The sequence below is a fragment of the Lentzea sp. NPDC102401 genome, assembly GCF_044765805.1.
Taxonomy (GTDB): Bacteria; Actinomycetota; Actinomycetes; order Mycobacteriales; family Pseudonocardiaceae; genus Lentzea; species Lentzea sokolovensis.
Window position 1 is genome coordinate 497,940 of the sequence record NZ_JBIWKS010000001.1, and the last position, 23,959, is coordinate 521,898.

Here is a 23,959-nt window from a genome sequence, read left to right on the forward strand (position 1 = left end):
TTCAACGGCACGGGGATCTCCGGCGCCAACTCCGCCGACTCGTGGATCGACGTGAAGGGCTTCGACTACCGGATCGAGAACAACACCGGCACCTTCGCCTCGCCCGGCACGTTCGCGAACGGCTACGAGACGCACAACCCGAGCACCACGCCCGCGTTCGGCAACGTGTGGCGTGGCAACAAGTCCGACCTCGGCAACGTCGGCGACTACGCGGTGTACGTGTCGTCCACGTCGAAGTGCAGGCCGACCCGAATGTCGTGCACGCCTCGAACACGGCCACCAGGGCCAGGAAGGGCGTGTCGAACATCCCGGTCACCCCGTAGAAGGCGGGGGGTTGCAGGGGTCCCGATCGGTGTACGGCGGCGTCGCCGATCGGGACCCCTGGCTATGCCTAGGCGCTTGGCCAGAAGTTGTGTTGGCCTACTCGCCCTGATGGCGTCTGCAAGTACCACCAACTCGAGATCAACAGGCACTTTTCTACTACCAACAGGTCTCTCAGGCCCCAGAGCCCGGGCGGGCGACGAACGCAGGTTGGGTGTAGTTGACGACGGTTCGATCAAGAGTCGGTGGTACTTGCAGACGCCTACGAGCCACTGAGGTTTCGGACAAGACTTCTGACCAGGCTGTCAGGCGTTCTGACGCATCGACCGCACTTCTTCCCTGAGCGCGCGAACCTCCATCAGCAGGAGGTCGTCGTGGCCCGCGGAACGGGGTGCGGGAACGGTCACCTCGTCCTGCATCGCGCTGCACACGACCGCGATGAACAGGTTGAGCATCGTGAACGTGCCGACCATCAGGTAGATCAGGAAGAAGATCCACGCGTAGGGCTTCTGCACCATCAGGTCGCGCATGACGTCCGACCAGCCGTCGCCCGTGGTGATCTGGAACAGCGTCAGCAACGTCGGGCCCAGACCGGTGAAGCGCGGGTCGCCGGTGTCGCCGAACAGGTTGCTCGCGATCACGCCGCCGATGTAGACGAGCAGCACCAGCAGGCCCGACAACGACACCAGGCCGGGAATCGACCGCACTAGCGCCGTGACGACCCGGCGCATGCTCGGCACCATCGCCACGAGCCGCAGCGCGCGCAGGATCCGGAGACTGCGCAGCACGGACAGCGGCCCTGCGGCCGGGATCAGCGCGATGCCCACGATGATGAAGTCGAAGACGTTCCACGGGTCTTTGAAGAACTTCCAGCCGAACGCGTACAGCCTCGCCCCGAGCTCCAGCGTGAAGATCACCAGCGCCAGGCGGTCGATCATCGTCAGCAGCGGGCCGAAGTCCGCGTGCAGAACGGTGGAGGTCTCCGCTCCCAGCGTGGCGGCGTTGACCACGATCACGCCGATGATGAACATCTGGAACCGGTTGCTCTCCACGAGCTGGCCGGTCCGGGCACGCGCCATCTTCACTTGCTGCTCCTACTACAGGGGTTGTAACTGTTTGGTGGAACGTGAACAAACGCGGAGTTGTGTGAGTTTTCGTGGAGCGGGGCCAGAGCGGTGTTGTCGGTGTCGGCCGCTACGGTGCCGGTGAAATGGTCACGGTGATCCAGGCGTATCGGTTCGCGCTCGATCCGACCGCGGGGCTGCATTCGGCTCTGCGGTCGCATTGTGGTGCGCAGCGGTACGCGTTCAACTGGGGCTTGGCGCGAATCAGGGTGAACCTGGACCAGCGTGCCGCCGAGAAGACCTACGACATTCCCGAGGATCAGCTCACCCCGCCGGTGTCGTGGTCGGCTTACAGCCTGCGCAAGGGCTGGAACCAGGGCAAGGACGAGGTCGCGCCGTGGTGGGCCGAGAACTCGAAGGAGGCCTATTCGTCCGGCTTGGCCAACCTCGCGGCCGCGCTCGGTAACTGGGTCGGCTCCACAAGCGGGAAGCGGCGCGGCCAAGGGGTTCGGTTCCCCCGGTTCAAGGGCCGCCGGTCCGGGTTGTCGTGCCGGTTCACCACCGGCGCGTTCGGCCTCGCCGACGACCGGCGGCACGTGAAACTGCCCCGTATCGGTGTGGTGCGCACCCACGAGTCGACCCGAAAGCTCGCCCGGCACGTCGAGCGTGGTACAGCGCGCATCCGCTCTGCGACCGTCTCCTTCCGGGCCGGCCGGTGGTTCGTGGCGTTCTCCGTGGAGATCACCCGCGCCGATCCCGTGCCCACCCGGCCGGAGAGCGTGGTGGGTGTGGACCTGGGCGTGAAGTCCCTGGCCGTGCTGTCGACCGGCGAGATCATCCCGAACCCGCGGCATCTGGAGACCGCTCAGCGGGAGTTGCGTCGCCTGCAACGCCAAGCCGCGCGCCGCACCGGCCCGGACCGGCGCACCCGCCGGGAACCCTCCGCCCGATGGCGCAAGACCCAGGCGCGCATCACGCGGCTGCACGCCGCGATCACCAACGTCCGGCGCGACGGGCTGCACACGCTGTCCACCCGGCTCGTGCGCACCCACGGAACGGTCGTGATCGAGGACCTGAACGTGGCCGACATGACCCGCAACCGCAGGCTTGCCCGGCACATCGCCGGTGTCGGCATGGCCGAGTTGCGCCGCCAGATCGAGTACAAGGCCACATGGGCGGGCGTGCACGTGCATGTCGCCGACCGGTGGTATCCCTCCTCCAAGACGTGTTCGGCCTGTGGCGCGGTGAAAGCCAAACTGCGCCTGGGCGAACGCGTGTACCGCTGCGACGCGTGCGGTCTGGTCCTGGACCGTGATCTCAACGCCGCGTGCAACCTCGCCGCGCTCGTGCGCTGCGAGACGTCCTCCCCGAGTTGCGGGGCGACGGTAAACGAGCCCGCTGGAAACCTGCGTAAGACCCGCGCTGCGCGGGCGACGGGTACTGCCACGGGAAGACCCGCACAGACCAGTACGGGTCAACGCCGACGCCGCAAGGCGACGGCTGTCTGAACACAGTGGACTCACACTCGCTCACAATTCAGGCAACGGTTGTGCTACCTATCGGCGGTGGAGGCGACCCAACTGTTCACCCGGTCGTGTTGATCAGCTCCAGCCTGCTGGCGGTGCGGGCGAGGTCGCGCGTGTCGCCGCCGACGATCTCCCCGAGCGCGTGGTCGCTCACGAGCGTCAGCCGGACGTCCTTGTCCACCAACACGTCCACGACGTTCGCGAACCGCTGCCTGGTCTCCCGACCGCGGGTGCCCAACCGTGGGACGTCCGTGATCACCCAGTCGTCGAAGCGGTCCGCGAGCACCAGGTAGTCCTGCGTCGAGGTCGGTTTCTCGCACAGGTCGCCGAAGTCGAACCAGATCCTGGCGCCTTCGGTGCCCAGCGCGGTGATCGCGCGGCCGTTGACGTCGAGGACGACCGGCGTGTCCGGCAGGGTCGCGGTCCTGGTGATCTCGCCGGTCTCGAACCGCGACCGCGGCGCGGTGTGCAGGTACCGGTAGTCGGTGGCGCCGTCGAGCTCCACCGCGTCCATCAGTTCCTTGATCAGCGCGATGCCGGGCAGGAAGTGGTCGTGGTAGAGCGGGTTCGGCAGCAGGCCGTCCGGCGGGTAGTTGGAGGTGGCGATGATCATCACGTTCCGCGCTTGGAGCTGCTCCAACAACCGCGTCATCAGCATCGCGTCGCCGACGTCGTGCACGTGCAGCTCGTCGAACGCCAACACCTTCGTACGCCCGATCAGCTCCTTCACCGCCCTGGCGACGGCACCGCGCTCGTGCAGCCGTTCGGAGATCCTCCGGTGCAGCTCCTGGAAGAACGCGTGGAAGTGCACGCGTTTCTTGGGCTCCGGCAGCACCTCGAACAGCGCGTCCGCCAGGAAGCTCTTCCCCCGGCCGACCGGCCCGTGCAGGTAGACACCTCTGCGCTGCGATTGGAGCTCCTCCAACCGCGCGATGACCCGGAGCTGTGCGTCGTCGAGCTCGTACCCGCTGCCCGACACGTGCGCGCGAAGATCCACTGCCACCCCCGCGCCAGCTTACGATCGACCCCGTGAGCAATGTCGAGGCCGAGCCCGCAGAAGTGACGTGCACCTCCTCCCCTGGCGACGTGGAAGTCCTGACCCCGCGCGACGTCCCCCTGGGCGGCCCGCGAGCGATGTCGGTCCGCCGGACGCTCCCCCAGAAACAACGGTCTCTGATCGGCGCGTGGTGCTTCTGCGACCACTACGGCCCGGACGACGTCAGCATGGACGTGGCCCCGCATCCCCACACGGGCCTGCAGACCGTCAGCTGGCTGTTCACCGGCGAGATCGAGCACCGCGACAGCCACGGCGTCCACGCCTTCGTACGCCCCGGCGAACTCAACCTGATGACCGGCGGTCGCGGCATCGCGCACTCCGAGGTGTCCACCGCCGCGTCCTCCGTGCTCCACGGCGTGCAGCTCTGGCTGGCCCTGCCCGACGCCCACCGCGACGCGACGCGCGACTTCCAGCACTACGCCCCGCCGACCGTTGCCGCTGATGGTGCCGCTGTGCGCGTGTTCCTCGGCTCGCTGGCCGGGTCGACGTCGCCGGTGCGCACCTTCACCCCGCTGCTCGGCGCCGAGATCGTGCTGCCCGCCGATGCGTCGCTGACGTTGGACGTGGCGCCGTCGTTCGAGCACGGCGTCCTGCTCGACACCGGTGACGTGACGCTGGGTGCGACCGCGCTGTCTCCCGGGTCGCTCGGATACGTCGGCACCGGGCGCTCGACGCTGACTCTCTCGTCGGTTGACGGTGCGCGGGTCGTGCTGCTGGGCGGGGAGCCGTTCGGTGAGGAGATCGTCATGTGGTGGAACTTCGTCGGGCGCACGCACGACGAGATCGCCGGGTTCCGAGAGGAGTGGCAGGCGGAGACGGACCGGTTCGGGCGGGTCGAGGGCTATCCCGGTGATCGCCTGCCGGCGCCGCCGCTGCCGGGCGGGCGGTTGCGGCCGCGCGGCAACCCGGCATGACCGCCACCGACGACGACGCACGGCAGGCCGCCGTGACCGCACTGGTCCGGCTGGCCGCCAGTCCTCATTATCAGGACAGGGCCGACGCGGGCCGCGGTCTGGCGAGTTTCGCCGACGTGTCCGCGGCCCGCCCGGTGCTGCTGAAGCTGGTGCTCGACCCCGCAAACACGTTCGTCACCCAGGAGACGGCCGAGGCGCTGTTCCGCCGTGGCGACGCTCTGGGGTTCGCCGTCGTGAGCGCCGCAGTCGCGGCCGCCGACGACGAGCACGCCGATCACCTCGACGCCGCCCTGCACGCTGTGCTCGGCGTGTTCGAGCGCGAACGGGACGCCGCTGTGCGGATCTGTCGCGAGCTGGCGCAGGACCCGGCTCAGCCCGTCGAGGTGCGGGACGGAGCGGCGGCGCTCGTCGCCGACCTCACCGCCCTGCGGCCATCACTTTCCGTGCTGAATTAACTACGGAAAGCACTTCCACATTTAAGTCGAATTTAAGGTAACGAGCTTCCCCGTCTCAGCATCCGGGCCTTCCCCTACCGCATCCAGCGCGTCCCAACTGGTGATTTCTTCCACAGATGACCGAACCCCACCAGCACAAAGAACACAAAACCGCAGGTCAGAACAGTCAAACAGCCTCGTCTCACCTGGTGAACCGAGGCGGTTGTCAAAAGTCATACTTCGGGACCATTGAAAATCACGTTCTGATCGCTTTTCCTGATTGAGGCATCCACGGAGGCTGCTGTACGTCTTAGGGGGCATGACGAACGTGACACGAGTGGGCGCCGAGTCCGTCTTCGCCTTCATCGCCCCCTCCGGGCGCCCCTTGCCCGTCGAGGTCGAGCTGGGCTACCGCGCCGACGACCCGCACGCCGTGACCATGACGTTCCGCATGGGACGCCAGGAGACCGTGTGGCTCGTGAGCCGCGACCTGCTCGCCGACGGACTGATCACCACCAGTGGTGCCGGCGACGTGACGCTACGCCCCCACAACTCCACGACGGCCGTTCTTGAGCTGCGGTCCGACGTGTCGCACGCGGTGTTCCACGTGCAGTCGTCGGAGATGCAGGAGTTCCTGAACTCCACCTACGACGTGGTCGCCCCCGGTCACGAGAACGACCACTTCGACTTCGAGGCCGAGCTCCGCAAGCTGCTCGACCCGACTAGCTGACGCCGTTGCGAATCGCGGTCGTGTAGGCCGCGCCGGAACCGTGTTCGCTCCACAGGCCGGGGTCCACCGTCATGCTGAGCGCGCGGCTCCAGGTCGCCGGGTTGTTGCCCGCGCCGCCCGCGTAGCCCTGCAGGTACGCGCGGTCGACCAGTGAGCCGAGGTTCGACTTGAGGCTCGCCCAGAACGACTGGTTCGTGTACGGCGCGAACGTGAACTTCGAGTACCCGAGACCCGCCGCCATCCGTGCGAAGGCCACCACAGCGAGGCGCTCAAGAGCGCGTTTTCACCCGAACGAGCCCGTGGCATGGAGTTGTTCCAACCCATACGTTCGAGGTCGTGACCGTGACGACTTCCACCGCGTACAGCAGGGACATGGGCGACGAACTTCGCCGGCTCAGGCAGAGGTTCACCGGCTTGAGGGGCCGCGCGATGGCGCTGCAGCTCGGCTGGGATCCGAGCAAGGTCTCCAACCTCGAGCACGGCAAGATCAAGGGCACCGACATCGACCTCGCGCAGTACCTCACCGTGTGCGGCAAGGACATCGACTACTTCGAGGACTTCCTCCGCCGCTACCACAACGCCTTCGACCCGTACCTCGCGCAGGAGCCGGACAGCCTGCGCACCCTCGAAATGACGGAGGCGATGGCGACCGGCATCACCGCCTACGACGTGCTGACCGTCAACAGCCTGCTGCGGACGCCGAAGTACGCGCGTGCCGTGCAGGCCGCGACCGGGCAACCGATCGAAGACCTCGACAGGCAGGCGGTCATGCGCCGCCCCAACGGCCCCAAGTGCGTCTTCTACCTGCACGAACTGGCGTTGCGGATGCGGCTCGGCGACGACGAGGTGATGGAGGAGCAGTTCGTGTGGCTGCTGGCGAACTCCTCCGTCGTCCGCATCGTGCCCGAGGAGGCGGCGTCGGCCGCGTTCCAGTCGGCGTGCACGCTCTTCGAGTTCGAGAAGGCGTCGCCGCTCGTCCACGTGGAATCCGGCCTGGCCAGGGTCTTCGCCCAGGGCGAGGCGGCCGTCGAGCGGAGCCGGAAGCTCTTCGACCTGCTCGAGGACGTCGCCCTGGACGAGAACCAGTCACGGCGCAAGCTCGCGGAGTACCGCGGGCCCACACCACTGCGCACGCTGGCCCGGACTCAGTAGCCGTACACCAGGTCGAACGCGAGCTGCGGGTCGAACTTGCCGGCGTCGACGCCCGGCGCCTTGCCGCAACGCCCGTCCGAGTCGCCGGGAACCTTGACCCACAACAACATCTCCGCGCCGCCACCGGTGCGGGCGGGCGTGCCGAGCTTGCGCCCGCCGGGGTTGCACCACTCGCCGTTGTGGCCGTTGCCGTTGCGGCTGGTGTCGATCACGTACGGCTTGGTGTAGCCGGGAAGCGCGCCGCTGACCGAGTTGCCGTACGCCGTCGAGGCCGCGGTGGTGTGGTAGTTGGACACGTTGATCGAGAAGCCGCGCACGTTGCGCACGCCCGCCGAGTCCAGCCGGGTGGCCATGGTCGCGGCCGGCACCCACTGCGCGTTGCCGGCGTCGAGGTACGCCCACGTGTTGGGCGCCTTGGCCTTGAACTGCTCGGTGGCGTACCTGATCATCGCCGTCCGTTCGGCGATCTTCGCGCTGTCCATGCAGTTGAAGTCCGCCAGCGAGTCCGGCTCGATCACGACCACGGCCGGGCGCGTGCCGATGGCCGAGGCGAAGGAGGAGATCCAGGTCCGGTAGGCCTCCGGCGTGCCGGCACCGCCTCCGGAGTGGCCGCCGCACGCGTCGCGGCCGGGGATGTTGTAGGCGACCAGGACGGGCAGCTTGGTGCCGGTCCTGGTCACGTGGGCCGACACCGAGGTCTTGACGTCGCCGCTCCAGGCACCGAACCAGCGGGCGATCGGCTTGGTCGAGATGTTCGCCTTGATCGCGGCCTGGCGGCCGTCGCCCGCGTGGTCGCGCACCCACACGGCGGGGTTGGAGTCAGGGTCGACGTAGAAGCCGTCAGTCATGCCGACGGGGCTGGCGGCGTGCGCGGCCGGGGCGGTCGCCACGACGGCCAGCAGGGCCAGCGCGAGTGCTCTGATCATGTCCAGCACACTCGCGCCCCGCGCCTAAGCGGCGGTAAGTCCGGGTTGAAACAGCACCTCAGGGCGCGAGATGTCCGGCTTGCAGCGGCAGCAACGGCGAGACGACGCGAGCGAACGGGCCGCTCTGCACGACACCACCCGCGGGTCCGGTGAACGGCGCGGCGGGATCCAGCGAGTCCGGCATCCGGGCCCACACGGCCCACCGCTCGTCCCACGCCTGGATCACGTCGAGTTGCCCGCCGGGAAGGAACCGGGCCAGGTGCACCCCTGCGACCTGCCCGGTGTTCCCGAGCAGCGGGAGCAGCCGGAAGCCGCCTTCCCGCCGCAACCTCTCGATCAGCTCCGCGCTGTCCATCTCATCTCGCCGCCAACTCCGTGCTAGCCCGATAAGACTCAACCGCAGCATCACGTTCGTCTGAGGACCAGCCCAGCGGACCGGCGATCAGATCCGCCACCTCGCCCGCGACCGAAGCACCGAAGTCCAGGTGCTCCATGGCGATCCGCGTCCGCCGTGCGAGAACGTCCTCCAGCCCCAGCGCGCCCTCGTGCGTGACGGCGTACACGATCTCCGCCGCCAGGTACCCCGCCACCGGCGTGGCCAGCGAGGAGTCCTGCGCGATCAACGCCAGCACGTCGGACACGGCCGAGCCGTACCGGCGCAGCAGACGCTCCACAGTGGACGTGGGCAGGCCGGACTCCGCAGCGACTCGAGCCCGGTCCGCCCACAGCTCTTGGTAACCGACGGCGCCGCACAACGGCAGCCGGGCGGTCAACGAAGGCGCCACCGCACGCCCCAGACCGGAAACCGCGGCGTTCACGACGTCGGCGGCCATCACGCGGTAGGTCGTGTACTTGCCACCGGCGATCACGAAGAACCCCGGCTCGGGCTCGGCGACGGCGTGCTCACGGGAGAGCTTCGAGGTGTCGCTGGAGGCCCCGGCGAGCAACGGCCGCAGACCCGCATACGTGCCAACGACGTCGTCCACGGTCAGCGGAGACCGCAGCACGGCGTTGACGTGGTCCAAGATGTAGGAGACGTCTTCGGAAGTAGCGGTGACGTCCTCAGGTGAACCGGAGTAAGGCGTGTCGGTGGTGCCGATGATCCAGTAGGCACCCCACGGGATCACGAACAGCACCGACTTCTCGGTCTGCGTGATCAGCCCGCCGTCCAGCTGGATCTTCGACCGCTCCACCAGCACGTGCACGCCCTTGGACATCCGCACGTGGAACGGCGGTGTGCCGGGCGACATCGAGTTCAGCGAATCGGTCCACACCCCGGTGGCGCTGATGACCCGCCGGGCCCGCACCACGTGCGTCACGCCGGACAGCTCATCGCGCACCGAAGCACCGGAAACCCGGCCGTCGACACGCAGAAGAGAAGTCACGCGAGCCCGCGACACCACCGTCGCGCCGTGCTGGGCGGCCGTGCGGACCAGCGTCGACACCAGCCTGGCGTCGTCCATCTGCGCGTCGTAGTACCGAATGGCGCCGGCGAAGGCGTCGGAGTCCAGCGACGGACCCACAGCCGCCATCTTGCGGCGGGAGAGGTGCCGGTGCATCGGCACGGCCCCGGCGCCGCCGATCGAGTCGTACAACATCACGCCCGCGCCGACGTAGGCGCGTTCCCACTGCTTCTTCAACGGGAAGAGGAACGGCACCGGCCGCACCAGGTGCGGTGCGAGCCGGCGCAGCAACAGGCCGCGTTCCTTCAGAGCTTCCCGGACCAGCTTGAACTCCAGCTGCTCCAGGTACCGCAGCCCGCCGTGGACGAGCTTGCTGGACCGGCTCGACGTGCCCGCCGCCCAGTCGTCGGCCTCGACCAGCGCGACGGAGAGGCCGCGGGACGCCGCGTCGAGCGCAGCTCCCGCACCGACCACACCACCTCCGACGACGAGGACGTCGAACTCCGTGCTGCCCAACGTCTCCAGAGACCGAGCACGCCGAGCCGGATCCAGCCTTGCGAACAACTTCTTCAGCTCCTAAAGAAAGAAGTCAGCGAACGTCGGCGTCGACCCAGTCGAACGACTTGGTGACGGCCTTCTTCCAGTTGCGGTACTCGCGCTCGCGCTCGTCGGAGTCGAGTTCCGGCGTCCAGCGCTTGTCCTCGGCCCAGTTGGCGCGCAGCTCGTCGAGCCCCGACCAGTAGCCGACGGCCAGACCGGCGGCGTACGCGGCACCGAGAGCGGTCGTCTCGGCGACGACCGGACGCACCACCGGCACGTCCAGAACGTCGGCCTGGAACTGCATCAGCAGCTCGTTGGCGACCATGCCGCCGTCGACCTTCAGCTCGGTCAGCGGCACACCGGAGTCGGCGTTCATCGCGTCCAGCACCTCGCGGGTCTGGAACGCCGTCGCCTCCAGCACGGCCCGCGCCAGATGACCCTTGTTGACGAACCGGGTCAGGCCGACGACCGCGCCGCGCGCGTCCGCCCGCCAGTACGGCGCGAACAGACCGGAGAACGCCGGCACGAAGTACGCGCCACCGTTGTCCTCCACCGTCTTCGCCAGCGTCTCGATCTCCGCGGCGGAGCCGATGATGCCGAGGTTGTCGCGCAGCCACTGCACCAGCGAGCCGGTGACGGCGATGGAGCCTTCCAGCGCGTAGACGGGAGCCTCGTCGCCGATCTTGTAGCAGACGGTCGTGAGCAGACCGTTCTTCGAGGCGACCTTCTCGGTGCCGGTGTTGAGCAACATGAAGTTGCCGGTGCCGTAGGTGTTCTTCGCGGTGCCCGGCTCGTAGCAGACCTGGCCGAACGTCGCGGCCTGCTGGTCGCCGAGGATGCCCGCGATCGGCACGCCCTTCAGCACACCGCCGGGGCCGCCGGTGCCGTAGACCTCCGAGGAGGAACGGATCTCCGGCAGCATGGACAGCGGAATGCCCATGTCGGAGGCGATCTCCGCGTCCCACTGCAGCGTGTCGAGGTCCATCAGCATGGTCCGCGACGCGTTGGTGACGTCGGTGGCGTGCACGCCACCGTTGGGGCCGCCGGTGAGGTTCCACAGCGTCCACGTGTCGGTGTTGCCGAACAGCAGGTCGCCGGCCTCGGCACGCTCACGGGCGCCCTCGACGTTGTCGAGGATCCAGCGGATCTTGGGGCCGGAGAAGTAGGTCGCGAGCGGCAGGCCGACCTTCGCCTTGTAGCGGTCGGCACCGCCGCCGAGAGCGCCGAGCTCCTCGACGATCGCCTGGGTGCGGGTGTCCTGCCAGACGATGGCGTTGTAGACCGGCTCGCCGGTGTTCTTGTCCCACACCACCGCGGTCTCGCGCTGGTTGGTGATGCCCACGGCGGCGAGGTCACCGGTGTTCAGGTCGGCCGTGGACAGCGCCTGGCCGATCACGAACCGGGTGTTCTCGGAGATCTCCACCGGGTTGTGCTCGACCCAGCCGGCGCGCGGGAAGATCTGCTCGTGCTCCTTCTGGCCCACGGCGACGATGGAGCCGCTGTGGTCGAAGATGATCGCCCGCGTGCTGGTCGTGCCCTGGTCGACGGCGAGAACGTACTGCGACATCGAAGAAGTCCTTTCCGGATGGTCAGCGTCAGAACGCGAGCGAAGCGATCACACCGGCGAGCGCGCCACCGATGAGCGGGCCGACGACCGGCACCCAGGAGTAGCTCCAGTCGGAGTCCTTCTTGCCCACGGCCTCACCGTCAGTGCCCTTGTAGGACAACGGAAGCAGCGCGTGCGCGATGCGCGGGCCGAGGTCGCGGGCCGGGTTGATCGCGTAGCCGGTCGGACCACCGAGGGAGGCACCGATACCGACGACCAGCAGTGCGGCGGCCAGCGGGCCGATCTGGGTCGGCGTCTTGCCGAACGCGAGGATCACGAAGACCAGGACGAACGTGCCGATGATCTCGCACACGAGGTTCCAGGCGTAGCTGCGGATCGCCGGGCCGGTCGAGAAGACGGCGAGCTTGAGGCCCTCGTCGGGGGTCTCGTCGAAGTGCGGCTTGTAGGCGAGCCAGGCGAGCACGGCACCGAGGAACGCACCGAGCACCTCGCCCGCGAAGTAGATGATCGTCGAGCCGAAGCTGACCGGAACACCAGGGGCGTACTCGGCCGCACCACTGGTGAGAATGCCCACCGTCACCGCGGGATTGAGGTGCGCGCCCGACTTGTAGGCGACGTACACACCGGCGAAGACACCGAGTCCCCAGCCGAAGTTGATCAACAGCCAACCGCCGTCGAAACCCTTCGACTTGGCGAGCAGCACGTTGGCCACCACGCCCGCACCCAGCAACAGCAGGACGCCCGTACCGAGCACCTCGCTGAGGAACACTGACCCGAGACCCACGCTGGCCTCCCATTCGTCTTTGAACGGCTGATCACCACGTGGTGATTGAGGCGGAACGTATGACTGCCTGAACGGCTGTTCAACAGGTGCGGTTCGACAATGTCGACACCTGCGACCCACGAAGGTGTGACCGACCGGTCACGCTGCGCGCAGACAAGGCGTTTCAGGCCCGTGTCCAGGCGTGATGCCCACCCCAGCCGTTCGACATTGCCGACACGGGTCGTCTCAATTACGTTTCACGCGTGCCGGGACCCATTCAGTCGATCGAACGCGCCGCCGCCGTGCTGCGGCTGCTCGCGCGTGGCTCCGGCCATCACGGTCTCACGGAGATAGCCGACTCGCTCGGTCTCGCGCGGGGCACCGCGCACGGGATTCTCCGTACGCTGCAACGGGTCGAGTTCGTCGAACAGGACCAGGCGACGGGCCGCTACCGGCTCGGCGCGGCCCTCCTGCACCTGGGAACGTCCTACCTCGACGCCAACGAACTGCGTTCTCGATCGATCAACTGGGCCGACACGCTCGCCGCGCGAAGCAGCCAGGAGGTCAGGATCGGCATGCACCACGACGGCGCCGTGCTCGTCGTGCACCACGTGTTCCGGCCCGATGACTCTGTGCAAACACTCGGCATCGGCGCGATGCTGCCGTTGCACGCCACCGCGCTCGGCAAGGTGCTGCTGGCCTACGACCCGGACCTGTCGGCGGCCGCACGCCGGCGGGAGCTGACGTCGTTGACGCGCAGGACGATCACGCGCACGCAGATGCTGGAGCGGGTGCTGACCGAGGTGCGCGGGCAGGGCTGGGCCGGCGAGGCCGAGGAGTACATGCCGGGCGAGGCGAGCATCGCCGCGCCCATCCGCATCCCCGGCGGCCTGGTGATCGGCGCGATCGGAATTTCGGGCGCGGCGGACCGGCTGTGCGACTCGGCAGGCCGTCCGCGTGCGACGCTGGTGCGTCAGGTCGTGCAGGCCGCGGAATCCGTCACCACTTCGCTTGTCGACGAGAACTGAGGGGCTCGCCGTGCAACGGTTCGTAATGGCGATCGACCAGGGGACGACGTCGACGCGCTGCATCGTGTTCGACCAGAACGCCCGCCTCGTCGCGGTCGCCCAGCGCGAGCACCGTCAGTACCACCCGCGGCCCGGCTGGGTCGAGCAGGACGCCGTGGAGATCTGGCGCAACGTCGACCGGATCGTGCCGCAGGCGTTGCGGCAGGCGGGAATCACCGCCGACCAGGTCGTCGCGATGGGCATCACGAACCAGCGCGAGACGTTCGTGCTGTGGGACCGGCACACCGGTGTCCCGATCGGGCGCGCGATCGTCTGGGAGGACATCCGGACCGAGGAACTCGTCACCGAACTCGGGAAGAAACCGGGCCTCGAGGAGGTCCGCGACCGGTGCGGCCTGCCGCTGGCGACCTACTTCTCGGCGCCGTCGCTGCGGTGGATGCTCGACAACGTGGCCGGGCTGCGCGCGAAGGCCGAACGCGGCGACGTCCTGTTCGGCACCATGGACACCTGGCTGATCTGGAACCTCACCGGCGGCGTGAACGGCGGCCTGCACGTCACGGACGTCACCAACGCGTCGCGGACGATGCTGATGAACCTCTCGACGCGGCAATGGGATCCGATGCTGCTGGAGTTCTTCGGCGTGCCGCACGAGATCCTGCCGGAGATCCGCCCGTCGACGGAGATCAGCGGCGTCACGACTCGCGTGGTGCCGGGCATCAAGATCACGGCGGCACTGGGCGACCAGCACGCGGCGCTGTTCGGGCAGACCTGTTTCGAGAAGGGCTCGATCAAGGGCACGTACGGCACCGGCGGATTCCTGTTGATGAACACGGGAAGCGAGCTGGTGCGCTCGAAGCACGGACTGCTGACGACGATCGGCTACCAGATCGGCGGCGAACCGGCGTACGCGCTGGAGGGCTCGATCGCCGTCGCCGGGTCGCTGGTGCAGTGGTTCCGCGACAACCTCGGGCTGATCCACTCCGCGCCGGAGATCGAGACGCTGGCGCGCACGGTGAAGGACAACGGCGGCTGCTACATCGTGCCGGCGTTCTCCGGGTTGTTCGCGCCGCACTGGCTCTCGCAGGCGCGCGGGCTCGTCGTCGGGCTCACCTCGTACATCAACAAGGGCCACCTGGCGCGGGCCGTGCTGGAGGCGACCGGCTGGCAGACGCGGGAGGTCGTCGACGCGATGAACGCCGACCTCGGCGTGCCGACGCCGGTGCTGAAGGTGGACGGCGGGATGACCGCCGACCACCTGCTCATGCAGTTCATCTCGGACGTGCTGGACATCCCCGTGCAACGGCCGCTGGTCGCGGAGACGGTGTCACTGGGCGCCGCCTACGCGGCCGGGCTGGCCGCCGGGTACTGGCCGGACCTGGAGGGGCTGCGGCGCAACTGGCACCTGGCCGCGCGGTGGAACCCGGCGATGGACGCCCGGCACCGCGAGAACGAGTACGCGAACTGGAAGCGGGCCGTGGAACTCACGTTCGCCTGGGCCCGCTCCACTCCGTCCAATTAGGAACGCTGCTTGCGCACCCACGCGGCGACGTCGTCCGCGTCGATCGGCAACGAGTCCGAGAGGACGTCGGCGCCGGTCGACGTGACGACCAGGTCGTCCTCGATGCGGACGCCGATGCCGCGCAGCTCCGGCGGCAGCGTCTCGTCGTTGGGGTGGAAGTACAGGCCGGGCTCGACGGTCAGCGCCATGCCGCGTTCCAGGATGCCCTGCTGGTAGGTCTCCTGGCGGGCGTCGGCGCAGTCGTGCACGTCGAGGCCGAGGAAGTGGCCGGTGCCGCAGACGATGTAGCGCCGGTGGTGCTGCCCGGACGGGTCCAGCGCCTTGTCGACGCTGACCGGCAGCAGGCCCCAGTCGTGCAGGCCCTCGGCGAGCACGCGCATGGCGGTGTGGTGGAAGGCGCTGTAGTCGTTGCCGGGCCGCACTTCCGCGAGCGCGGCGACGTGCGACTTCAGCACGAGGTCGTACACCTTGCGCTGCGGCTCGCTGAACTCGCCGCTCACCGGGAACGTGCGGGTGACGTCGGCGGTGTAGAGGGAGTTCATCTCGACGCCGGCGTCGAGCAGCAGCAGGTCGGAGTCGTTCACGCGGCCGTCGCAGCGCGTCCAGTGCAGCACCGGGGCGTGCGGGCCGGCGGCGACGATCGAGGTGTAGCCGGGGCCCTTGCCCTCGGTGCGGGCACGACGGTCGAACGTGCCCTGCAGCCAGCGCTCTCCCCCGCCGCGCACGGCCTGGCCGAGCTCCATGGCGACGTCGGCGAAACCCTTGACGCTGGCGTCGACGGCCTGGCGGAGCTGGTCGATCTCCCAGTCGTCCTTGATCCGGCGCAGTTCGGAGAGGACGGTGCGCAGCTCGTCGCTGTGCGAGCCGGTCAGCGCGTCGAGCAACGGGTCGAGGCCCTTGGCGACGAGCGTCTCGGGGTGACGGCCGCGCAGAGCGTTCGCGAGGTCCTCGATCGGGCGGGCCGTGATGCCGAGCGCCGCGCCCCACTCCTTCGGGCCGGCGGCCGCGCCGATCCAGAACGGGCTGCGGTCGGCGTCGCCGAAGAAGTCGACGCTGTGGGTCTCCGACGGCACCGGCACGAACAGCGTGGCGTCGTCGTCGGTGAGCACCAGCACGGCGCCCTCGACCTGGCAGCCGGTCAGCCACACGAAGTCGCTGTCGGCGCGGAACTCGTGGAACGTGTCGTTGGACCGCACGTGCGCACGTCCGGCGGCCAGCGCGATCCGCTTGCCGGGCAGTGCCGCGGTGAGCCTGGCGCGGTGAGCCGCTGCCGCCTCCGCCGTGCCGTCCGGGAGGTCGACGGAGCTGTCCCACTCGCCCCAGCCGTCGCGGATGTACGTGCGGAAACCGTCCGCGTCCACCAGTTTCGCCATGTCACGGCGTGTCCGAGCCAATTCGGGTCCTTCCAGAGTTGTCCTTCCTTCCACCCTCCCCTCTGTCGGAGGCGCCCCGCCAATCCCAGTTGGCCATAGCTTCGGGCTATGGAACGCGGTGGGGTGTATCCACCAGATGGCGGCGGGCCTCTGTCTGCAAAGGAGGCATCCGCCATGAACCGCCGAACCGTCATCTGTCTCCTGGCCGCGGCCACGCTCGCCGCCTGCGGCCGGCCACCCTCGCCAAGCAGTCCCCGGCCGGCGCCGAACACCGAGGTCACGACCACCTCGACCACCGACGTGACCACCACGACCGGCGCCGCTCCGCCACCTGTGACCACGACGACGACCGCCCAGCCGAAACTTCCGCCGCCACCGCCCCGCACCACGACGATGACGAAGCCGCCGCCACCGCCGCCCAAACCTCCGGACCGCTGGGTGCTCCCCTCCGGTCTGCGCACGTCCATCGAGCAGCAGGACGGGCAGTTCTTCCCCGAGGTCTGGGCAAGGTTCGAGAAGGACCTGGTGAAGTCGTGTCCCCACGGGGCGCCGTGCGTCGGCCCCACCAAAGTGATCGCTCCGCCCGGCGATGACACGCGGGACTGCTACATCGTCGATGGCGGCATCTCGGTGCCCGACCCCCTGTACGAGGGCGGCACGATCACGTTCAGGATCACCAACGACCTGTGTTCCGGGCGCTGACCGTGCGCCCGGCTCCTGCCAGGCAGAAGGACGAGGCACCGTCCAAGGGGTTGCGGGTCTTCGGTTCCCTGCTCGCACCGACCACTGTGCTGACCGCGCTGCTGTTCTACTTCGGCACCCGGCACGCGACGTACTTCTGCCAGTGGTTCGGCGTGCACTACTCCGTGCTCGGCCTGTCCGCGCCGGACTACCTGATCCGCAGTTCGGACGGCATGTTCGTGCCGCTCACCGTGCTGGCGGCCGCGGGTCTCGCGACGTTGTGGGGCTACCGGTTCCTGCACTCGGCACTGGCACCGAGGACGTGGCGCGCCCTGACCCGGCGCGCCGTCCCGGTGCTGGTGTCGCTGGGCCTCGTGCTCCTGCTGCTCGGGCTGACCGGCCTCGCGGTGCCCTCGCTGCTCTACGCCGTGCCCGGTCTGCCCGGGGTGTGCGTGGCGTTGGGCGTGATCCTGTTCCCCGCGGCCGAACACCTGCACACGACCAGTTCGGGCAAGCGCGTCGCCGGCGTCGTGCCGGTGATCCAGTGGACGTTCACGTTCGTGCTCGCGAGCATCGGGCTGTTCTGGGCGGTCACCGACTACTCGGCGGCCGTCGGGGAGGCCAGGGGCTACGAGTACGAGACGAAGCTCGGCAGCATGCAGCGGACGGTCGTGTTCAGCGCCAAGGACATCGGGATCCGCGGGCCGGACGTCACCATGACCGCGTGCACCACGCCGGACCCGGCGTACCGGTTCCGCTACGACGGGCTGGTCATGATCCTGCAGTCGAGCAGCCAGAGCGTGCTGCTGCCGACGGGCTGGAACCGCCGCGACGGCGTGGCGATCGTGCTGCCCCGCTCCGGCGACACCCGCCTGGAGTTCGAACGGGCCGAAGCCCAGCGCGACCGCTCCTGCTGATCGCGCGTATAGCCTGGCCCTATGGAACTGGAGATCCGGCACCTGAGGGCGATCTGCGCCATCGGTGACGCGGGCAGTCTCTCCCGCGCGGCGACGCAGCTCGGCATCTCCCAGCCGTCGCTCACCACCCTGCTGCAACGGGTCGAGCGCATGGTGGGCGGCACGCTCTTCGACCGCGGCCGCTCCGGCGCCGTGCCCACCCCGCTGGGCGCGCAGATGCTGCAACGGGCCAGGTTGCTGCTGGTGGAGCTGGAGGCGTTCGGCTCGGACACGGCCGGTCGCGGTGGAACCGTCCGGTTCGGATCCGTGCACATGGAGTGCGTGGCCGCCCTGTACTCCCGGCTGGAACAGGTGCTGGACGACGTCACGCTGGTGGTCGATCCCTCGTCGACGGGCCTCGCGCTGGCGCTCGCGAACGGGCATCTGGACGCGGCGGTGATCGCCGTCGACGAGGAGGGTGACCTGGGGTTGCCGCGCGGGGTGGCGCAACGGGTCGTCGTGCCGTGGGTGCCGGTGTACATCGCCGTTCCCGCAGGTCATCGACTGGCCGAGCGCACCGAGGTGGAGCTCGCCGACCTGGCCGGTGAGGCGTGGATCGGGCCGCCGGGCGCCGAGGACGGGTCGCTGACGGCGTTGCGGGCGGCCTGCCGGGCGGCGGGGTTCGTGCCGCGGGTCCGGTTCGAGGTGCCGAGCGGCGCGGGCCGTCAGCTGATCGCGGCGGGCAAGGCCGTGCAGCTGGTCGAGCCGACGTCGCAGGGTGGCCCGGGGGTGGCGGTGCGACCGCTCGCGGGGGCGCCGATGCGGATGCGGCTGGTGTTCGCGTGGCGGCGGGAGCGGCTGACCTGGAGTCAGGCCAGCCGCGTGTTCGCCGAGGTGCTGGGCGCCTACTCGGATCAGGCGCTCGCGAGTCCGGTGTTCCGGCCGTGGTGGGAGGAGCGCGGCACGGCTCTCACTTCAGCGAAGTGAGCCAGCCGTACCAGTCGGAGTCGTAGCGGTTGCCGATCACCCGCGTGAGGTGGTCGCGCGCACCCGCCCAGTCCCCCACGCGGTAGTCCGCGAGCACCGCCGCGACATCAGCCGGGTGCTTCTCCACGAGGTATCTGACCGCCAGATAACCCCAGTTGTAGACCCGCTTGGTGTCGTGGTCGTAGGTCGTGCCGAAGAGCGTGCTCAACGCGTAGGTCTGTTTCTTCGCCTCCGCCAGCGCGTCGGTGTAGACCTCGGCGCGGTAGCTGTAGGAGAGGTACTCGGCGAAACCCTCGATCCACCACACGGTCGGCGTGGTCACGTTCTCCTCGAAGTCGCCGTGCATGTCGAACCGGCCGTCGAGGTAGTGGGTGTACTCGTGGTTGAGGTTCCAGATCGCGAACGTGGGCAGCCAGTCGGCCTCGTGCGCGATGAACCGCGCCTGGTTCAGCGCCGGGTCGCCTTCGAGGTACATGCCGCCGTTGTTGGTGGAGATGTCGAACAGCACCCCGGCGTACGTCCGGTAGTCGTTGCTGGTGTTGAAGACGACGACTTCCAGTGCCGTGTTCTGGTCACCGGCAACGGGTCCCGGATCGCGCACGACGCGGTGGAAGGCCGCGTCCTGGCCGGCGAGCGACGCGCAGGTCTGGCGGAGCTGCGTGCGCGTCAGTTGCTGGGCGCGGATCTTCAGCGTGGCACTGCAGGTGTGCCGGACGGTGAGCACGCGGCGGTCGATCTTCGTGCGGAAGTCGCAGGTGTTGTAGCGGCGGCAGTTCGCCTTGTCGTACCAGTCGACCATCTCCGCGACACCCACCCACATCGGGGCGAGGCGGCCGACGACGTCCCCGCGTGACGCCATGTCCGCGAGCAACGGCCGTACGCGTGGTGCGATGTCGTTGTGCTGCAGGAACCTGCCCAGTTCGCGGGTCGCGTTCTGAACGAGGTACTGGCGGTCGGTGCCGAAGAGGTCCAGGTGCCCCACCACGAACCGGTGCAGCGCCCGCAGCACCTCCGGGTCGGCCCGCACCGCCGTCAGGAACTCCGGATAGCTGTGGCCGTAGTAGAGCAGGAGCATGCCGGCGTGCACGGCCGCGTCGTCCGCGCTGGTGTAGTTGTCGAGCACGCGGGTCAACGCACGCAGTTCGGCCGGATAGTCCGTCACCGCCGCGTAGATCGTCGATTCCGGCGCGGGGTGAAGGACGTTCCTGGTGGTCTCGGGCGGGAGCAGCGGGCTGTTCGGGGTGCCGGGTGCGGCGGCCTGAGCTGTGGCAGGGGCCAGCAGCCCGGCTAACAGCGCCAGGACGAGCGCGAGTGATCTCATTGGGTCCTCCGCAGGGATTTGAGGTGTCCCAGAGCGTCACATCGCCCGCCGGCCCGCGATCATCCCTTTCGCTCATAGCGCGCTGCTATGGGTCGTCCCGACGTCTAGTCCGGCTTCGTCGGTTCGGCGAACAGCAGGTGCCGCACGTGCGCCGGTCCCTTGGCCAGCGCGCGTGCGGTCTCCTGGTTCTGCTGGTCCACGACGGTGCCGCGCTCGACGTGCTGGCGCAGGTGTTCCTGCCAGGTCGCCACGGTGAAGGTCTCCAGGAACGTCTCGGGCTGCTCGGTGTCGCGGAAGAGGCCCCACATCGTGGCGCCGGTGCGCCGACGGGCCCTGCCGACGCGCTGCATGGCGTCGATGAACGCCTCCTCGTTCTCCCGCGCCACCGGCCACTCCACCGTGACGAGCACCGGGCCCGCGTCGGTGTCGGTGATCTCCGGCGGTTCCTCCCAGTAGGTCGCCGGGCTGACGTCGAGCGGCCGGTCGTGCAGCGGCAACCACTTCGTCGCCCCGGCGGCCAACAGGACCATCGCCACCGCGGGCACGATCATGGCGACCTTGAGGCTGTACGCGTCCGCGATCACGCCCCACACGACCGCGCCGAGCGCCTGGCCGCCCATCAGGATCAGCTGGTAGTAGGCCAGCGCCCGCGCGCGTGTCCACGCCGGCAGCAGCACCTGCGCGAGTGCGTTGAACGTCGACAGCGTGGCGATCCAGCAGGCGCCCGTCAGCAACATCGCGACGATCACCACCACGAAGCTCTGCGTCAGCACAGCCGTGCTGGTCGCGGCCGCGTAGACGAACGTCGCGAGCAGCACCATCCGGTTCTTGCTCATGCGCTGCAACAACTTCGGCACCACGAACGCGCCGCCGATCGCCCCCGCCCCCACACTGCCGAGCAACACGCCGTACCCGCTGGCGTCGAGTCGCAAGGGCCCGCGGGCGATCGCCGGCAGCAGCGCCCACAACCCGCTGCCGAACACGATGAACAACGTCAGCCGCGTGAGCACGCGCCGGAACAACGGCGAACTGGCCACGTACCGTGCACCGGTCCGCATGGCGGTCGCGATGTGCTCGGTCCCGAGTGGGCGGTGATCCGACGGCCGCTTCCACCGCGAGAGCACGATCAGCACGCCGACGAAGCTCACCGTGTTGAACGCGAACGTCGCCTCCGACCCGGCCAGCGCGATCAGCAACCCGCCCAGCGCCGGCCCGATCGCGCGTCCGACGTTCATGTTGACGCCGTTGAGCAGCGCGGCCTGCGGAATCTCCTCGCGCGACACCAGTTCCGGCTGAATCGCCTGGAACGACGGCATCGACAACGCCTGCCCGATCGCCATGAGCGCCAGCAATCCCAGGAGGCTGGCCGGCGTCGCCTTGTCCGTGCCCGCCAGCACCATCAACCCGCCCGCGCCCGCGAGCATCAACGCCTGCCCGGAGATCAGCACCTGCCGCCGGTCCAGGATGTCGCCGAGCGCCCCGGAGGGCACGACCAGCAGGAACACCGGCAGCGTCGTGGCGGTCTGAACGAGCGCGACCTGCAGGGCGCTGCCGCCCAGGTCGCCCATGAGCCACTGGGCGCCGACCGTCTGCGCCCACGTGCCGATGTTGGAGGCGAACTGGGCGAGCCACAGCGCACGGAACGCGCTGCGGCGCAGGGGCGCCCACGGGGAGACGGTCACTGCCCGATCTTCACACCTGAGGGTGGGCCTTGCCGAGCACGGCCGGAGGCATGATTTCGGCCAACACTGAAGATATTGAGGTAACGAACGGTCAAGCCACCGTCACCGGATGCCGGACCACGGCCCCGAACAGGTAGCCCTGTGTGTTGCAGGGCGACTCGTCCGGCTGCCCGTCCACCCGCGCCCGCGGCACGTTCTCCCCGGAGTCGCCTGCCAAGGCACCTGCCACCGGGTCCACTCGCCGCGCGAGGAACCCGTGGTCGGGCGGCAGCGACTCGCCGTTCATCTCGTACGCCACCAGCACGTCGTCCAGGGCCTTCGACACCGGCAGCGGGCGCCGCACCCGGCCCAGGTTCACGTCGCCGGTCACGTACTCCGCGTCCAGGCCGGCGGACAGCACGTCGACGGCGGAGCAGCGCAGGCCGGCCAGCCGCAGGAGCAGGCCGAGGGACACGCCTCGCCACCGGGCGTTGCCGACGGCGGCGCGCGACTCCGAATCCGTGGATCTCCAGCCGCCAGGACGTGGCGTCGAGCAGGGGGTCGAGGTGTGGTTGCGGAAGAAGGACTTCGGGACCAGCGTCAGCGAGCCGGTGCCGCACAGGGCTCCCAGCGCGTCTCCGCGTTGGTGCCGTGCACGATGAGTCCCTGTCGGGCAACGGTTTCACCATCGCGGGGGCCGCCGCGCCGAGAGATCATGCGTCCGAAGTCACCTACCCGCCACAAGAGTGCGTCTCACATCGCAGGACCACCCAGGACGCGTGATTTGGGTCACAGCCAACCGGCCGAACGGCGGCCGCGAGGACGTGTGAACGGGCCGCGGGCGTCTGCCCAGGTCACACATTGAGAGGGCTCCCCGAACCTGGGAAAACAAGCGTGCACACAGGTTCCGCTTGCCCGGAAGTGGCCCGTTTCGGGCCGCCGCGACTGATTGTGAACATTCGTCTCAACCGGGTACGTATTCGGCCGATGAGGAACGGATGACGCATTTCTGCCCGATACTGCGCGCAAAGCAGGCAGAGCAGAAAGGTTCCGAGCACTCGTGATCACGCCCGAGTACTTGCTGTCGACCCGCGAGTTCGAGGTGCTGTGGCAGACGCTGCGGCTCGGCAGAATGCCGTACCCGCTCGACGTGCCCAGCGAAGGAGCGACCGAGCAGGACGTCAAAGCACTGCGGCAGAGCACGATCGCCGGACTGCGGCGGCGTGGCATCGCCGACGACCCCCGGCTGGAGGACCTGTTGCGGGTGCTCGGCGACCACGAGGTGTCCGTGGACGCCGTCGCCGGGCTCGACCGGACCGTGCGGGCGCTGGCCGCCGCAGCCGGGACGGAGGCCGTGCTGGCCGTCATCGACGGCGACACCGTCGGCCTGTCGCAGATCAGGCCCACCTCGCTCGCACGCGAGATCGTCAGGGTGCTGCCCGACGGGGTGGCCGGGCCCGGCAGCGCGCTGTCCGTGCGGCTGGAGACGTTGCAGCAGGCCGTCGCACTGCAGGAGGCCGAGCAGGAGGAGGACTCCGAGGACCCGTGGGGTGCGGCCGACGAGGAACTCGACGACCGCGAGGCGCTGCTGAAGGCCGGACTGTCCGCGCAGGACGCACGGCAGATGGACGAGCTCGCGCAGAACCGGGTCGCGGGTGGCCAGTTCGGTGTCACGCACGGACGACACCGCGCTGACGTGGTCATCAACTGGTTCGACACCCACCAGGGGCGCTACCTGATGGTGCGCTCCGACGGGTGGCTCAGCCTGTCGCCCACCGACAACGACCGCATCGCGACGCGGATCGACGCCGTGCTGGCCTGAGAGCGGTGCGTTCCAGCGCACAAGAATGATCCAAATCGGGCATCGCGGGCGTACTCTCCGGAGTGCGCCCGCGTTCTTGTGTCGGTCAGCCGATTCACCCGATCCGGTGATCGACGAACCAGGCTGTGACGGACCTCAAGAAAGCCCTAAATTCCAGAGAATCCCCTATGTGATTCGCGTCACAGTCGACCCAGGTCAAGGGCCGTTCCAGGGATGTGAACAGAGATCGAGAGCCCGAACGGGCAGCACCCCGAGAGCGCTCCCACAACCAGGG

The 23,959-nt window shown here is 68.9% G+C and carries 23 protein-coding genes; 11 read left to right on the top strand and 12 right to left on the bottom strand.

Annotated elements, in window-relative coordinates:
• Positions 1–626: 626 nt before the first annotated feature.
• Complete coding sequence (locus tag ACIRG5_RS02425; protein WP_402900857.1) at positions 627–1,400, bottom strand: ion transporter; 774 nt, start codon at positions 1,398–1,400, stop codon at positions 627–629.
• A gap of 131 nt (positions 1,401–1,531) precedes the next feature.
• On the opposite strand from ACIRG5_RS02425, the gene tnpB reads away from it, so the two are divergent.
• The gene (gene tnpB, locus ACIRG5_RS02430) at positions 1,532–2,893 is read left to right on the top strand and encodes an IS607 family element RNA-guided endonuclease TnpB (protein ID WP_402898930.1); all 1,362 of its coding nucleotides are present in this window, start codon (positions 1,532–1,534) and stop codon (positions 2,891–2,893) included.
• 76 nt (positions 2,894–2,969) lie between these two features.
• On the opposite strand, the gene zapE is transcribed toward tnpB, so the two are convergent.
• Positions 2,970–3,914 (bottom strand): cell division protein ZapE, encoded by a 945-nt coding sequence (gene zapE / locus ACIRG5_RS02435; protein WP_402898933.1) that lies wholly within the window; start codon positions 3,912–3,914, stop codon positions 2,970–2,972.
• 26 nt (positions 3,915–3,940) lie between these two features.
• Between zapE and ACIRG5_RS02440 the strand changes: the two genes are divergently transcribed.
• From ACIRG5_RS02440 to ACIRG5_RS02450, 3 genes are all read left to right on the top strand, one after another.
• Positions 3,941–4,882: a pirin family protein gene (locus ACIRG5_RS02440; protein ID WP_402898936.1), complete on the top strand. Its 942-nt coding sequence runs from the start codon at positions 3,941–3,943 to the stop codon at positions 4,880–4,882.
• Complete coding sequence (locus ACIRG5_RS02445; RefSeq protein ID WP_402898938.1) at positions 4,879–5,337, top strand: hypothetical protein; 459 nt, start codon at positions 4,879–4,881, stop codon at positions 5,335–5,337. Before ACIRG5_RS02440 ends, ACIRG5_RS02445 begins: the two co-directional genes overlap by 4 nt.
• Positions 5,338–5,635: 298 nt before the next feature.
• On the top strand, positions 5,636–6,046 hold the full coding sequence (locus ACIRG5_RS02450; protein WP_402898941.1) for an SsgA family sporulation/cell division regulator: 411 nt from the start codon (positions 5,636–5,638) through the stop codon (positions 6,044–6,046).
• On the opposite strand, the gene ACIRG5_RS02455 is transcribed toward ACIRG5_RS02450, so the two are convergent.
• Positions 6,039–6,302 carry a hypothetical protein gene (locus ACIRG5_RS02455; RefSeq protein WP_402900914.1) on the bottom strand — a complete coding sequence of 88 codons (264 nt, stop codon included), beginning with the start codon at positions 6,300–6,302 and terminating at the stop codon, positions 6,039–6,041. The two genes, ACIRG5_RS02450 and ACIRG5_RS02455, sit on opposite strands and share 8 nt — an antisense overlap.
• Before the next feature lie 80 nt (positions 6,303–6,382).
• Here ACIRG5_RS02455 and ACIRG5_RS02460 point away from each other — a divergent pair, with 80 nt between their 5' ends.
• Positions 6,383–7,198: a helix-turn-helix domain-containing protein gene (locus ACIRG5_RS02460; protein WP_402898944.1), complete on the top strand. Its 816-nt coding sequence runs from the start codon at positions 6,383–6,385 to the stop codon at positions 7,196–7,198.
• Here the strand turns inward: ACIRG5_RS02460 and ACIRG5_RS02465 are convergent.
• The 5 genes from ACIRG5_RS02465 to ACIRG5_RS02485 are packed head-to-tail and all read right to left on the bottom strand — an operon-like array spanning position 7,192 to position 12,418.
• The gene (locus tag ACIRG5_RS02465) at positions 7,192–8,124 is read right to left on the bottom strand and encodes a glycoside hydrolase family 6 protein (RefSeq protein ID WP_402898947.1); all 933 of its coding nucleotides are present in this window, start codon (positions 8,122–8,124) and stop codon (positions 7,192–7,194) included. The genes ACIRG5_RS02460 and ACIRG5_RS02465 overlap by 7 nt on opposite strands.
• Before the next feature lie 58 nt (positions 8,125–8,182).
• Positions 8,183–8,479, bottom strand: coding sequence for a hypothetical protein (locus tag ACIRG5_RS02470; protein WP_402898950.1), 297 nt, complete (start codon positions 8,477–8,479; stop codon positions 8,183–8,185).
• A gap of 1 nt (position 8,480) precedes the next feature.
• A complete protein-coding gene (locus tag ACIRG5_RS02475) occupies positions 8,481–10,091 on the bottom strand; it encodes a glycerol-3-phosphate dehydrogenase/oxidase (RefSeq protein WP_402898953.1) in 1,611 nt (536 codons plus the stop codon).
• Between the two features lie 25 nt (positions 10,092–10,116).
• Complete coding sequence (glpK, locus tag ACIRG5_RS02480) at positions 10,117–11,634, bottom strand: glycerol kinase GlpK (protein ID WP_319974578.1); 1,518 nt, start codon at positions 11,632–11,634, stop codon at positions 10,117–10,119.
• Between the two features lie 28 nt (positions 11,635–11,662).
• Positions 11,663–12,418 carry an MIP/aquaporin family protein gene (locus ACIRG5_RS02485; protein WP_402898956.1) on the bottom strand — a complete coding sequence of 252 codons (756 nt, stop codon included), beginning with the start codon at positions 12,416–12,418 and terminating at the stop codon, positions 11,663–11,665.
• Between the two features lie 242 nt (positions 12,419–12,660).
• On the opposite strand from ACIRG5_RS02485, the gene ACIRG5_RS02490 reads away from it, so the two are divergent.
• Together ACIRG5_RS02490 and glpK (ACIRG5_RS02495) are read left to right on the top strand one after the other, a co-directional pair.
• A complete protein-coding gene (locus ACIRG5_RS02490; RefSeq protein WP_402898959.1) occupies positions 12,661–13,425 on the top strand; it encodes an IclR family transcriptional regulator in 765 nt (254 codons plus the stop codon).
• A gap of 25 nt (positions 13,426–13,450) precedes the next feature.
• Entirely contained in the window at positions 13,451–14,944 is a 1,494-nt protein-coding gene (gene glpK, locus ACIRG5_RS02495; protein WP_402900860.1) for a glycerol kinase GlpK, read from the top strand.
• Here the strand turns inward: glpK (ACIRG5_RS02495) and ACIRG5_RS02500 are convergent.
• Positions 14,941–16,317 (bottom strand): aminopeptidase P family protein, encoded by a 1,377-nt coding sequence (locus ACIRG5_RS02500; RefSeq protein ID WP_402898962.1) that lies wholly within the window; start codon positions 16,315–16,317, stop codon positions 14,941–14,943. The genes glpK (ACIRG5_RS02495) and ACIRG5_RS02500 overlap by 4 nt on opposite strands.
• 174 nt (positions 16,318–16,491) lie before the next feature.
• Between ACIRG5_RS02500 and ACIRG5_RS02505 the strand changes: the two genes are divergently transcribed.
• From ACIRG5_RS02505 to ACIRG5_RS02515, 3 genes are read left to right on the top strand one after another with little or no spacing between them, the layout of a single operon-like run.
• Positions 16,492–17,019: a hypothetical protein gene (locus tag ACIRG5_RS02505; RefSeq protein WP_402898965.1), complete on the top strand. Its 528-nt coding sequence runs from the start codon at positions 16,492–16,494 to the stop codon at positions 17,017–17,019.
• Positions 17,004–17,915 carry a hypothetical protein gene (locus ACIRG5_RS02510; protein ID WP_402898969.1) on the top strand — a complete coding sequence of 304 codons (912 nt, stop codon included), beginning with the start codon at positions 17,004–17,006 and terminating at the stop codon, positions 17,913–17,915. Before ACIRG5_RS02505 ends, ACIRG5_RS02510 begins: the two co-directional genes overlap by 16 nt.
• Before the next feature lie 21 nt (positions 17,916–17,936).
• A complete protein-coding gene (locus ACIRG5_RS02515; RefSeq protein ID WP_402898972.1) occupies positions 17,937–18,881 on the top strand; it encodes a LysR family transcriptional regulator in 945 nt (314 codons plus the stop codon).
• Here the strand turns inward: ACIRG5_RS02515 and ACIRG5_RS02520 are convergent.
• The 3 genes from ACIRG5_RS02520 to ACIRG5_RS02530 all read right to left on the bottom strand — a co-directional run bounded on the left by ACIRG5_RS02520 (position 18,865) and on the right by ACIRG5_RS02530 (position 22,338).
• Positions 18,865–20,202, bottom strand: coding sequence for a collagenase (locus ACIRG5_RS02520; protein WP_402898975.1), 1,338 nt, complete (start codon positions 20,200–20,202; stop codon positions 18,865–18,867). The genes ACIRG5_RS02515 and ACIRG5_RS02520 overlap by 17 nt on opposite strands.
• A gap of 104 nt (positions 20,203–20,306) precedes the next feature.
• Positions 20,307–21,884, bottom strand: a complete 1,578-nt coding sequence (locus tag ACIRG5_RS02525) for an MFS transporter (protein ID WP_402898978.1) — start codon at positions 21,882–21,884, stop codon at positions 20,307–20,309.
• 91 nt (positions 21,885–21,975) lie between these two features.
• Positions 21,976–22,338 carry a molybdopterin-dependent oxidoreductase gene (locus tag ACIRG5_RS02530; protein ID WP_402898980.1) on the bottom strand — a complete coding sequence of 121 codons (363 nt, stop codon included), beginning with the start codon at positions 22,336–22,338 and terminating at the stop codon, positions 21,976–21,978.
• Positions 22,339–22,923: 585 nt separating this feature from the next.
• Between ACIRG5_RS02530 and ACIRG5_RS02535 the strand changes: the two genes are divergently transcribed.
• Positions 22,924–23,685, top strand: coding sequence for an ESX secretion-associated protein EspG (locus ACIRG5_RS02535; protein ID WP_402898983.1), 762 nt, complete (start codon positions 22,924–22,926; stop codon positions 23,683–23,685).
• Positions 23,686–23,959: the final 274 nt, after the last annotated feature.

Bases quoted from the DNA above. Each gene is read 5' to 3' on its own strand.
- ACIRG5_RS02425 (WP_402900857.1), bottom strand. From the start codon at position 1,400: ATGGCGCGTGCCCGGACCGGCCAGCTCGTGGAGAGCAACCGGTTCCAG.
- ACIRG5_RS02445 (WP_402898938.1), top strand. From the start codon at position 4,879: ATGACCGCCACCGACGACGACGCACGGCAGGCCGCCGTGACCGCACTG.
- ACIRG5_RS02520 (WP_402898975.1), bottom strand. From the start codon at position 20,202: ATGAGATCACTCGCGCTCGTCCTGGCGCTGTTAGCCGGGCTGCTGGCC.
- ACIRG5_RS02465 (WP_402898947.1), bottom strand. From the start codon at position 8,124: ATGATCAGAGCACTCGCGCTGGCCCTGCTGGCCGTCGTGGCGACCGCC.
- ACIRG5_RS02500 (WP_402898962.1), bottom strand. From the start codon at position 16,317: ATGGCGAAACTGGTGGACGCGGACGGTTTCCGCACGTACATCCGCGAC.
- tnpB (WP_402898930.1), top strand. From the start codon at position 1,532: ATGGTCACGGTGATCCAGGCGTATCGGTTCGCGCTCGATCCGACCGCG.
- glpK (WP_319974578.1), bottom strand. From the start codon at position 11,634: ATGTCGCAGTACGTTCTCGCCGTCGACCAGGGCACGACCAGCACGCGG.
- ACIRG5_RS02515 (WP_402898972.1), top strand. From the start codon at position 17,937: ATGGAACTGGAGATCCGGCACCTGAGGGCGATCTGCGCCATCGGTGAC.
- glpK (WP_402900860.1), top strand. From the start codon at position 13,451: ATGGCGATCGACCAGGGGACGACGTCGACGCGCTGCATCGTGTTCGAC.
- ACIRG5_RS02505 (WP_402898965.1), top strand. From the start codon at position 16,492: ATGAACCGCCGAACCGTCATCTGTCTCCTGGCCGCGGCCACGCTCGCC.
- ACIRG5_RS02470 (WP_402898950.1), bottom strand. From the start codon at position 8,479: ATGGACAGCGCGGAGCTGATCGAGAGGTTGCGGCGGGAAGGCGGCTTC.
- ACIRG5_RS02450 (WP_402898941.1), top strand. From the start codon at position 5,636: ATGACGAACGTGACACGAGTGGGCGCCGAGTCCGTCTTCGCCTTCATC.